Annotated in this window: 8 protein-coding genes; 5 read left to right on the forward strand and 3 right to left on the reverse strand. The window is 57.2% G+C overall.

Annotated elements, in window-relative coordinates:
- Positions 1-87 precede the first annotated feature (87 nt).
- Both amiA and hemF read left to right on the forward strand, forming a co-directional pair.
- The gene (gene amiA, locus BFV64_RS16245; protein ID WP_069602281.1) at positions 88-963 is read left to right on the forward strand and encodes an N-acetylmuramoyl-L-alanine amidase AmiA; all 876 of its coding nucleotides are present in this window, start codon (positions 88-90) and stop codon (positions 961-963) included.
- Entirely contained in the window at positions 963-1,862 is a 900-nt protein-coding gene (hemF, locus tag BFV64_RS16250; RefSeq protein WP_014884752.1) for an oxygen-dependent coproporphyrinogen oxidase, read from the forward strand. The genes amiA and hemF overlap by 1 nt, the downstream gene beginning before the upstream one ends.
- Before the next feature lie 79 nt (positions 1,863-1,941).
- Here the strand turns inward: hemF and maeB are convergent, their stop codons facing one another.
- Positions 1,942-4,221 carry an NADP-dependent oxaloacetate-decarboxylating malate dehydrogenase gene (gene maeB / locus BFV64_RS16255; RefSeq protein WP_023331046.1) on the reverse strand — a complete coding sequence of 760 codons (2,280 nt, stop codon included), beginning with the start codon at positions 4,219-4,221 and terminating at the stop codon, positions 1,942-1,944.
- 289 nt (positions 4,222-4,510) lie between these two features.
- Between maeB and tal the strand changes: the two genes are divergently transcribed.
- Together tal and tkt are read left to right on the forward strand one after the other, a co-directional pair.
- Positions 4,511-5,461 carry a transaldolase gene (gene tal / locus BFV64_RS16260; RefSeq protein WP_014884754.1) on the forward strand — a complete coding sequence of 317 codons (951 nt, stop codon included), beginning with the start codon at positions 4,511-4,513 and terminating at the stop codon, positions 5,459-5,461.
- A 19-nt stretch (positions 5,462-5,480) separates the two neighbouring features.
- Entirely contained in the window at positions 5,481-7,469 is a 1,989-nt protein-coding gene (gene tkt / locus BFV64_RS16265; protein ID WP_045134552.1) for a transketolase, read from the forward strand.
- Positions 7,470-7,538: 69 nt separating this feature from the next.
- Here the strand turns inward: tkt and BFV64_RS16270 are convergent, their stop codons facing one another.
- Positions 7,539-8,582 (reverse strand): DUF1176 domain-containing protein, encoded by a 1,044-nt coding sequence (locus tag BFV64_RS16270; RefSeq protein WP_023331047.1) that lies wholly within the window; start codon positions 8,580-8,582, stop codon positions 7,539-7,541.
- A gap of 109 nt (positions 8,583-8,691) precedes the next feature.
- Positions 8,692-9,282, reverse strand: a complete 591-nt coding sequence (gene nudK / locus BFV64_RS16275; protein WP_014884757.1) for a GDP-mannose pyrophosphatase NudK — start codon at positions 9,280-9,282, stop codon at positions 8,692-8,694.
- Positions 9,283-9,502: 220 nt separating this feature from the next.
- Between nudK and narQ the strand changes: the two genes are divergently transcribed.
- The gene (gene narQ / locus BFV64_RS16280; RefSeq protein ID WP_045134553.1) at positions 9,503-11,197 is read left to right on the forward strand and encodes a nitrate/nitrite two-component system sensor histidine kinase NarQ; all 1,695 of its coding nucleotides are present in this window, start codon (positions 9,503-9,505) and stop codon (positions 11,195-11,197) included.
- The last annotated feature ends 61 nt before the right edge of the window (positions 11,198-11,258 follow it).

Here is an 11,258-nt window from a genome sequence, read left to right on the forward strand (position 1 = left end):
AGTAAAACAATTCTCAATAAGGACTGTCGTAACGGGAAACACGATACGATATAACACCAGGACCCCTTTTTTTAGTATTCAGGCCGCATGAGCACATTCAAACCATTAAAAGCACTCACATCGCGTCGTCAGGTTCTCAAAGCGGGGCTGGCGGCCTTAACGTTAACCGGTATTGCAAAGCAGGCTCAGGCGAAAGACGAGAGCACGCTCAAAACCAGTAACGGACACAGTAAACCCAAAACCAAAAAGCCCGGCGCAAAGCGTCTGGTGATGCTGGACCCGGGCCACGGCGGGATTGATACCGGCGCCATCGGTAAAAACGGGTCAAAAGAAAAACACGTCGTGCTGGCGATTGCAAAAAACGTGCGCGCAATTTTACGCAGCAACGGCATTGACGCCCGTCTGACGCGCTCTGGCGACACCTTTATCCCGCTGTATGACCGCGTGGAGATCGCCCATCAACACGGCGCGGATCTGTTTATGTCGATTCACGCTGACGGCTTTACCAACCCGTCAGCCGCGGGCGCGTCGGTGTTTGCCCTGTCCAACCGTGGGGCCAGTAGCGCCATGGCAAAATACCTCTCCGACCGTGAGAACCGGGCGGATGAAGTGGCCGGGAAGAAGGCCACGGACAAAGATCATATGTTACAGCAGGTGCTGTTCGACCTCGTGCAGACGGACACTATCAAAAATAGCCTGACGCTCGGCTCGCATATCCTCAAACGGATTAAGCCGGTGCACCGCTTGCACAGTAAAAGCACCGAGCAGGCGGCGTTTGTGGTGCTGAAGTCACCTTCAATTCCGTCCGTACTCGTGGAAACATCTTTTATTACCAATCCGGAAGAAGAGCGGCTGCTCGGCACCACGGCGTTTCGCCAGAAGATTGCTAACGCCATCGCCTCCGGCATTATCAGTTACTTCAACTGGTTCGATAACCAAAAAGCGCACGCCAGGAAACGTTAATGAAACCCAATGCTCAACTGGTCAAAACGTTCCTGCTGCAACTGCAGGATGAGATTTGCCAGAAACTGGCCGCCGCAGACGGCGGTGAATTTCAGGAGGATAACTGGCAGCGTGAGGCAGGCGGCGGTGGCCGCAGCCGCGTATTGCGAAATGGCGGCATCTTTGAACAGGCGGGGGTGAATTTTTCCCACGTTCATGGTGACGCTATGCCCGCCTCTGCGACAGCGCATCGTCCTGAGCTGGCGGGCCGAAGTTTTGAAGCGATGGGCGTTTCGCTGGTGGTGCATCCGCATAATCCGTTTGTGCCGACCAGTCACGCTAACGTACGCTTTTTCATTGCCGAAAAACCGGGGGCTGATCCGGTCTGGTGGTTCGGCGGCGGTTTCGACTTAACGCCCTACTACGGTTTCGAAGAGGATGCCGTGCATTGGCACACCACCGCGCGCGACCTTTGTCTGCCGTTTGGCGAAGACGTCTACCCGAAATTTAAAAAGTGGTGCGATGACTACTTTTACCTGAAGCACCGCGACGAGCAGCGCGGCATCGGTGGACTGTTCTTTGACGATCTCAACACGCCCGATTTTGATACCGCGTTCAGCTTTATGCGCGCGGTGGGCGAAGGCTTTACTGAGGCCTATTTGCCCATTGTCGAACGACGTAAAGATATCGACTATGGCGTGCGCGAGCGCGAATTCCAGCTTTATCGCCGCGGGCGCTACGTGGAGTTTAACCTGGTGTGGGATCGCGGGACGCTCTTCGGCCTGCAGACCGGCGGGCGCACGGAGTCGATTTTAATGTCGATGCCGCCGCTGGTACGCTGGGAATACTGTTACGAGCCAAAAGAAGGCAGCCCGGAGGCTGCCTTGAGTGAGTTTCTGAAAGTACGCGACTGGGTGTAATTGCCGGACGGCGCTGCGCTTATCCGGCCTGGTTAACCCGTAGGTCGGGTAAGCGAACGCGCCACCCGACGCACCGCCGCTACAGAGGCTGCGTCTGCGCCTCAACCACCGCCAGCGCCACCATGTTCACGATGCGTCGCACAGAGGCAATCGGCGTTAATACATGCACCGGTTTCGCCACGCCCATCAGTACCGGCCCTACGGTCACCCCTTCAGAGCTGGATACGCGCAGCAGGTTGTAGCTGATACGCGCCGCTTCCACGTTCGGCATAATCAGGATGTTTGCCGAGCCTTTCAGCGGACTGTCCGGCATACGCTCGTTGCGGATGCTTTCCACCAGCGCGGCATCGCCGTGCATTTCTCCGTCAATCATCAGCTCCGGCGCACGCTCGCGCACCCGCTCCAGCGTCTGACGCATTTTGCACGCCGCCGCTGATTTAGACGAACCAAAGTTAGAGTGCGACAGCAGCGCCACTTTCGGCTCAATACCAAAGCGACGCACGGTTTCTGCCGCCATCACGGTGATCTCCGCCAGCTCGTCCGGGGTTGGATCGTCGTTAACGTAGGTATCGGCGATAAACGTGTTCCCGCTTGGCAGCAGCAGCGCGTTCATCGCTCCGGCGGCGTGAACCCCTTCGCGGTAGCCGAAGATCTCCTGCACCACGCTGAAATGCTCGTGGTAATCGCCGATGGTACCGCAGATCAGCGCATCCGCTTCGCCGCGATGGACCATAATCGCGCCGATCACCGTGGTATTGCTGATCACCGCCCGCTGCGCCTGCTCCTGGGTGATCCCACGACGCTTCATGATCGCGTAGTATTCGTTCCAGTACTCTTTAAAGCGCGGATCGGATTCGTTATTGACGATCTCAAAGTCCACACCCGGCTTAATCTGCAGCCCCAGTTTCTGAATGCGCATCTCGATGACGCTCGGACGACCAATCAGGATCGGCTTCGCCAGCCCGAGGCTCACCAGCTCCTGGGTGGCATGCAGCACGCGCGCCTCTTCCCCTTCCGCCAGCACCACGCGTTTTGCGTCCGCGCGGGCCTGAGAGAAAATTGGCTTCATAAACAGGTTGGTTTTGTAGACGAACTCGGTGAGTTTATCAACGTAAGCGTCGAAGTCCTGGATCGGACGCGTTGCCACCCCGGAGTCCATTGCCGCTTTGGCCACCGCTGGCGCGATCTTCACGATCAGTCGCGGGTCAAACGGTTTAGGGATGATGTAGTCAGGCCCGAAGCTCAGATCCTGATCGCCATAGGCAGAAGCCACCACTTCGCTCTGCTCGGCATGCGCCAGTTCCGCGATGGCGTGAACCGCTGCCAGCTTCATCTCTTCGTTGATCGCCGTTGCACCAACGTCCAGCGCGCCACGGAAGATGAACGGGAAGCAGAGCACGTTGTTCACCTGGTTCGGGTAGTCCGAACGGCCGGTACAGATAATGGCGTCTTCACGCACCGCTTTCGCCAGCGGCGGCAGAATTTCCGGTTCAGGGTTCGCCAGGGCCAGGATCATTGGCGCACGCGCCATCTTCTTCACCATCTCCTGGGTCAGCACTTTCGGGCCCGAGCAGCCAAGGAAGATGTCCGCACCGTCAATCACGTCCTCAAGCGTGCGTTTGCCGTCATCGTCCACCGCATACGCCGCTTTGGTTTCCGCCATGTTTGGCTCACGGCCTTTGTAGATCACGCCTTTGGAATCGCAAACCACGATGTTGTGTTTCTGCATCCCCAGCGCCACCAGCAGGTTCATACAGGCGATGGCCGCCGCGCCCGCGCCGGAGACCACCATACGCACGTCGGAAAGATTTTTCTCGACCACGCGCAGGCCGTTCAGAATGGCGGCGGTGCTGATAATGGCCGTACCGTGCTGGTCGTCATGGAACACGGGGATGTTCATACGCTCGCGCAGCTTCTGCTCGATATAGAAACATTCCGGCGCTTTGATGTCTTCCAGGTTGATACCGCCGAAGGTTGGCTCCAGCGCGGCGACGACGTTAATGAATTTATCCGGGTCCAGCTCGTCCACTTCGATATCGAACACGTCGATACCGGCGAATTTCTTGAATAGAACGCCCTTCCCTTCCATCACCGGCTTACCCGCCAGCGCACCAATGTTGCCAAGGCCGAGTACCGCCGTACCGTTAGAGATCACCGCGACCAGGTTACCGCGCGCGGTGTACTTATAGGCCGCCAGCGGATCTTTTTCGATTTCCAGACACGGTGCCGCCACGCCCGGTGAGTAGGCAAGAGCCAGATCGCGCTGAGTCGCCAGCGGCTTGGTTGGGGAAACCTGGATTTTGCCCGGAACGGGGAACTCGTGAAAATCGAGGGCACTCTGTTTCAACTGCTCATCCATCTTATTTTTCCTTTCACGTATCGGTCAAAAGGGTGACGTTTGCGATCCTGATGCACACCCTGGTGTGCCGCCTAGTATCGCCTCAGGACAGCGCATAAACTTTGAAGGCTGCCAAACTCTCACCATCACACATTAAAAATTGTTATCAATTTATAACAGCCATGTTACCCGTCTCAAAAGCAATGCCTCCCCCGTCTGCTATGCTTTTTTGTTAAGTCCATCATGATTTTCTCAGAAGTGTGAACTAACGCACTCATCTAACTCTTTTATTTCCAAGGAGTAATGATTTATGAACCAGCTAGACGGCATCAAACAATTCACCACCGTGGTTGCGGACAGCGGCGATATCGAGTCGATTCGCCACTATCAGCCGGAGGACGCGACCACCAACCCTTCCCTGCTTCTGAAAGCGGCAGGGCTTGCCCATTTTAGCCATCTGATTGATGACGCGATTGCTTACGGCAAGAAGCGCGGCAAAACGCAGGAGCAACAGGTTGCCGAAGCCAGCGACAAACTGGCGGTTAATTTTGGTGCAGAAATTCTGAAAAGCATTCCAGGACGCGTCTCGACCGAAGTGGACGCCCGCCTCTCGTTCGATAAAGAAAAGAGTATTACGAAAGCGCGTCGTCTGGTTGAACTCTACCAGGAGCAGGGAATTGATACGTCACGCATTCTGATCAAGCTCGCGTCGACGTGGGAAGGTATCCGCGCGGCAGAGGTGCTGGAAAAAGAGGGTATCCACTGCAACCTGACGCTGCTGTTCTCGTTTGCACAGGCACGCGCCTGTGCTGAAGCGGGCGTGTTCCTCGTCTCGCCGTTTGTCGGGCGCATCTACGACTGGTATCAGGCGAAACAGCCCATGGACCCGTACGTAGTCGAGGAAGATCCGGGCGTGAAGTCAGTGCGAAATATCTACGACTACTACAAACAGCACCGCTATGAAACCATCGTGATGGGGGCCAGCTTCCGCCGTACCGAGCAGATCCTCGCCCTGGCAGGCTGCGACCGCCTGACCATCTCCCCTAACCTGCTTAAAGAATTACAGGACAAAGAAGAGACGGTGATCCGCAAACTGGTGCCAACCTCCACCGTCCTGCCGAAACCGAAGGCCATGACCGAAGCCGAGTTCCGCTGGGAGCACAATCAGGACGCGATGGCCGTGGATAAACTGGCGGAAGGCATCCGCCTGTTCGCCGTCGACCAGCGCAAACTTGAAGACCTACTCGCCGCCAAACTTTAACCTTGCCATGGAGTGAACTATGTCCCGTAAAGAGCTCGCCAATGCCATCCGCGCCCTCAGCATGGATGCCGTGCAGAAAGCCAATTCCGGCCACCCTGGCGCCCCCATGGGCATGGCTGATATTGCCGAAGTGTTGTGGAACGACTTCCTGAAGCACAACCCCAACGATCCTGCCTGGTACGATCGTGACCGCTTTATTCTGTCTAACGGCCACGCCTCGATGCTGCTCTACAGCCTGCTGCACCTGTCCGGCTATGATCTGCCGCTTGAGGAGCTGAAGAATTTCCGCCAGCTGCATTCGAAAACCCCGGGTCACCCGGAAATCGGCTATACGCCGGGTGTCGAAACCACCACCGGACCGCTGGGTCAGGGGCTGGCCAACGCCGTCGGACTCGCGATTGCCGAACGCACGCTGGCGGCACAGTTTAACCAGCCGGACCACGAGATTGTCGATCACTACACGTACGTGTTTATGGGTGACGGTTGCCTGATGGAGGGGATTTCGCATGAAGTCTGCTCGCTGGCGGGCACGCTGGGGCTCGGCAAGCTGATCGGCTTTTACGACCACAACGGCATCTCCATTGACGGGGAAACCGAGGGCTGGTTCACCGACGACACGGCGAAACGCTTCGAAGCCTATCACTGGCACGTCGTGCATGAGATCGACGGCCACGATCCCGAAGCGGTGAAAAAAGCGATTCAGGAAGCGCAGAGCGTGAAGGACAAACCGTCCCTGATTATCTGCCGTACGGTCATCGGCTTTGGCTCACCAAACAAAGCAGGTAAAGAAGAAGCGCACGGCGCGGCGCTCGGCGAAGAAGAGGTGGCACTGACCCGACAGAAACTGGGCTGGAAATACCCGCCGTTTGAGATCCCGAAAGAGATCTACAAGGCATGGGATGCGCGCGAAACGGGTGAAAAAGCCCAGCATGCCTGGAACGAAAAATTTGCCGCCTACAAAAAAGCATACCCGGAACTGGCGGCTGAGTTTTCCCGCCGCATGAGCGGTGGTCTGCCGGAAGACTGGGACGATAAAACCCAGGCACTGATTGAAAACCTGCAGTCTAACCCGGCGAAAATCGCCACCCGTAAGGCGTCGCAAAACACCCTGAATGCCATCGGCCCTATCCTGCCCGAACTGCTCGGCGGCTCGGCGGATCTGGCGCCAAGTAACCTGACCATCTGGTCGGGCTCGAAATCGCTGAAAGAGGACATCGCCGGAAACTATATCCACTACGGCGTGCGCGAGTTCGGGATGACCGCCATTGCCAACGGTATCGCCCATCACGGCGGCTTCGTGCCCTACACCGCCACCTTCCTGATGTTCGTTGAGTACGCCCGTAACGCAGCGCGCATGGCGGCGCTGATGAAGGCCCGGCAGATCATGGTCTACACCCACGACTCTATCGGGCTGGGTGAAGATGGCCCGACGCACCAGGCGGTGGAACAGCTGGCGAGCCTGCGCTTAACGCCAAACTTCAGCACATGGCGTCCGTGCGATCAGGTCGAAGCGGCAGTGGGCTGGAAGCTGGCGGTTGAGCGCCATAACGGCCCGACGGCGCTGATCCTGTCGCGTCAAAACCTGGCGCAGATTGAGCGCACCCCGGAGCAGGTGAAAAATATCGCCCGCGGCGGGTACATCCTGAAGGACAGCGGCGGCAAACCGGACGTGATCCTGATTGCCACGGGTTCTGAGGTGGAAATCACGGTGAAAGCGGCGGAGAAACTGACTGCCGAAGGTCACGCGGTGCGCGTCGTTTCCCTGCCTTCAACGGATATCTTTGATTCCCAGGACGAGGCATACCGTGAATCGGTGCTCCCCTCCAGCGTCGCGGCGCGCGTGGCGGTGGAAGCGGGAATTGCCGACTACTGGTATAAGTATGTGGGGCTGAAGGGGGCGATTGTCGGTATGCGGGGCTACGGTGAGTCCGCCCCTGCCGACAAGCTGTTCCCGTACTTCGGCTTTACCGTTGAGAACGTGGTGGAGAAGGCGTTGAGCGTGCTTTAGTGCGGTCTTCGTTGCCGGGTGGCGGCTACGCCTTACCCGGCCTACAACACCATCAAATCGTAAGCCGGACTACCGCGTGATCCACAGCGTGGGCCAGGCGTCCGGCCCGTTCCAGTTATCGCAGCTTGGCTCTTCCGCATACCGCACCAGGCGGAAGCGCTGGCCGTCGAAACGCCAGCGCGTCTGGATCCCACAATCACCGATCCCACGCCCCAGTGCGAGCGTCGTCAGCTCGCGTGTTTTTTCATCGAAGCTGGCGTTCATCAGTTCCATATCGCTACTCTGACTGGACGGGGTAAACGGCAGACGCAGCCTGACGCTGCGCGCGGTAAACGGTTTTTTACGCGATACCAGCCACGCCAGATCGACCGTATTGTAAGCCCCCGCCTCGCAGCTGACGATCAGCAGCGCTTTATCATCCGTTAATGCGGTGACGCGCACTTCGCGGCGGTTAGGATCCAGCGAGCACTGGCTGTTGTTCATCCGCCAGGTGCCGTAATCCAGCAGATCGTTTAGTTCAGCGTGGGAGAGTGGCGTTGGCGTGGGGTTCACCACGGCCACCTTTTTTAATGCCGGAGCTGGAGGCACGCTCAGCGGCGGGCTATCCCCTTTTTTAATCCATGCTGTTTCGCTCCCCACGCGCTTTTGCTGAGCGTCGATAAACAGCAGCGCCGCTTTCAGTCCGACCAGAGAGATCGTCTGCTTCCCTCCGCGCAGGGTCAGCCTCTGTCCTTCCTGAATCGTTTTCAGAAACGTGGTGAGGGTACCCGTATCGTCAGTCTTGAGATGCCAGGGCGTTAACTGCCAGTGCTGGGCATTGAGTTTTAAGGGAACGTCGTCGAGCAGCAGTCGGGGGGCGATGTCAGGCTCTTTTACCGGAGGAGCCGAAAGCCCGCCGAGATCGATACGCAGGCTGGCGTCCGTTTTTGCCCCAGCGCTACGGCTCAGCGTCATCACCAGCCCGCGGTGTTCACCGGTATTTCGGGCAACGCAAAAATTCTGGTTATTGCAGGTGACCTGCCAGTCAGAGAAAGACTGCTGCGCAGGTGCAGCCCACACCAGAGGTGCGGGTAGCACGCAAAAAAAGAAGAGAAGCAAAACGCAGTAGCGCATGAATGGCACAGCCCCGGAAACGAAAAGGTCAATCTGGGGCGTATCTTCGTGCCCTGGACGGGCGGGCTCAATCGGATTTATCGGATAGATTTATCTGAAATATAACTTATCACCGGACCTGCGCGGCGTTCATCACGCCGCTGGTTTGCAGATACTGCAGCAGGATCACCGCTTTACCGTCGCGTATCTCGCCGCTTTTCACCATTTCCAGCGCCTGAGCGAAGGGCATTTCAAGCACTTCAATATCTTCATCCTCGACCCCGCCGCCGCGGTGAGTACGCTGAGCGTCGGTGTATTCCGCAACGAAGAAGTGGACCAGCTCGGTCACCCCGCCTGGAGACATGAAAAGCTCAAAGACTTTTTGTACCGCACCCACCTCAAAACCCGTTTCCTCTATGGCTTCTTTGCGAATACAGACTTCCGGCTCATCGTCATCAAGCAGACCGGCGCAGGTTTCAATCAGGCGCCCGTCCGCGTTGCCATTGACCCATGTCGCCACCCGAAACTGACGAATCAATACCACGCTTTGCTTTTCGCGGTTATACAGCAGAATGGTAGCGCCATTGCCCCGGTCGTAGACTTCGCGTTTATGGCGAATAACGTCCCCGTTCTTACGGGTTAAATCGTAAGTGATGTTACGCAGGACAAAGTAATTTTCAGAAAGGATTTTGTCTTTGATAACGGTAATGTTCAGGGACATACGGGCTCCACGGCAAAATGAGTCTGTTTATACTACGCCGTGACGCTCGCTTTGTCGCCCGTGGGTTCAGACGGCGCGTTTCTCGCTGGATGATGTTTCCAGCTGCGCCAGGCGCAATAACCTTACTGTACGTATGAATAAAGTGTTTACTCATCACTGCGTTATCAGGCAATGTACACCTGCCCGAAACGTCTGATTATTTCTCCCAGAGAGCCGTTCTGTGACCGTTAAGCGACCCGTTTCCGGAAGCCTTGCCTGGGCTTTCTTTTCGATAATTGTTCTCTCCGTGCTGACCAGCAGCGTCGCGCTACTGACGCTTGCCAGCAGCCAGCGCGACGCTGAAGCCATCAACGTTGCGGGTTCACTGCGCATGCAGAGCTATCGTCTCGGTTACGAGATGCAGCGTAACAGCCCTTCCCTTATGGCGCATCGTGAGAACTGGCGGCAGACATTGAGCGCACCTTCCCTGCAAAAGCTGAACCGCTGGTACGTTCCGGGCAATGTCAAAACGCGCTACCAGCAACTGCAGTTTGCCTGGCTGGAAATGGATAAGCACATCGCCCGCGGTGACAGCGCATGGTATGCCGCGCATATTGAGGATTTTGTCGGCCGCATTGATGCCTTTGTGCTCGCCCTCCAGCATTACAGTGAACATAAAATCCAGACAGTGACCCTCCTCTCTCTGGCTGGCGCCCTCGGGATCCTGCTGCTGACGCTGTTTACCCTGCGGCGTATCCGCCGCCAGGTCGTATTACCGCTGAATAATCTGGTGGCGGCCAGCGAGCGGATTGAGCGAGGTGAATTTACGACGCCTGCGCCGGATACCGCCCTACCCAACGAGCTGGGCCAACTTTCCCGCGCTTTCAACCATATGTCGGGGGAGCTACACACCCTTTATCGGTCGCTTGAAGCTTCCGTGGCGGAAAAGACACGACATTTGCACGAAGCCCACCAGCAGCTCGACATGCTGTTTAAATGCTCCCAGGCGTTGAATACGGGGCAGATAGACAGCCATTGTTTTCGGCACATATTGCAGATTGTCCATGAATACACTCAGATGAATTACCTGGAACTCCGCACCAGTGACGACTGGCGACTGTGTGAAGGGACCGCGTCGGGCAGCATCCCGATGCAAAATCTGCCGGTACTGATGCAGGACACCCTTTACGGTGAACTGCGCTGGCAAAGCGAGACGGACAGCGTTCCCCTCCCGCTGATGAGAAGCGTGGCGACCATGCTCGGGCGCGGGCTGTACTTTAACCAGGCGCAAAAGCATTACCAGCAGCTGCTGCTGATGGAAGAACGCGCCACCATCGCCCGGGAACTGCACGATTCGCTGGCGCAGGTGCTGTCTTATCTGCGGATCCAGCTTGCCCTGCTTAAACGCGCGTTGCCAGCGGATAATGCTCCCGCGCAAACTATCATCACCGACTTCTCCCGCGAGCTGAACAACGCCTGGCAGCAGCTGCGCGAGCTGCTGACGACCTTCCGGCTGACGTTAAATCATGCGAATTTACCCGCAGCGCTGCAGGAGTCTCTCGATGCCCTGCAGAGCCAGACGCAGGCCAGGCTGCACCTCGACTGTCGTCTCTCCTCCCTGGCGCTTGACGCCCAGAAACAGGTGCATTTATTGCAGATCGTCCGGGAAGCCGTTCTGAATGCGATTAAGCACGCCCAGGCCAGCGAAATTACCGTTAGCTGCGTAACGGCGGTGGATGGCACGCACAGCGTCAGCATTCGCGACAACGGCATCGGGATTGGCGAGGCAAGCGAACCGCCCGGACACTACGGACTGAACATTATGCGTGAGCGCGCACAACGACTCGGAGGCATGCTGCACTTTTCGCAACCGCAAAACGGCGGCACGCTGGTCTGCGTGACGTTCCCGGTGCCTGCGCCGTTAACGGGTAAATAACGGTAAAGAGGCAAGCGCAGGGAAAAGCGCATGATAATTTACACTATCTCCTTTATTTCTC

Source organism: Enterobacter kobei (genome assembly GCF_001729765.1).
GTDB classification, from domain to species: domain Bacteria; phylum Pseudomonadota; class Gammaproteobacteria; order Enterobacterales; family Enterobacteriaceae; genus Enterobacter; species Enterobacter kobei.

Excerpts from the sequence above, each read along its gene's own strand:
- amiA (WP_069602281.1), top strand. The coding sequence starts at position 88 with ATGAGCACATTCAAACCATTAAAAGCACTCACATCGCGTCGTCAGGTT.
- hemF (WP_014884752.1), top strand. The coding sequence starts at position 963 with ATGAAACCCAATGCTCAACTGGTCAAAACGTTCCTGCTGCAACTGCAG.
- maeB (WP_023331046.1), bottom strand. The coding sequence starts at position 4,221 with ATGGATGAGCAGTTGAAACAGAGTGCCCTCGATTTTCACGAGTTCCCC.
- tal (WP_014884754.1), top strand. The coding sequence starts at position 4,511 with ATGAACCAGCTAGACGGCATCAAACAATTCACCACCGTGGTTGCGGAC.
- tkt (WP_045134552.1), top strand. The coding sequence starts at position 5,481 with ATGTCCCGTAAAGAGCTCGCCAATGCCATCCGCGCCCTCAGCATGGAT.
- BFV64_RS16270 (WP_023331047.1), bottom strand. The coding sequence starts at position 8,582 with ATGCGCTACTGCGTTTTGCTTCTCTTCTTTTTTTGCGTGCTACCCGCA.
- nudK (WP_014884757.1), bottom strand. The coding sequence starts at position 9,282 with ATGTCCCTGAACATTACCGTTATCAAAGACAAAATCCTTTCTGAAAAT.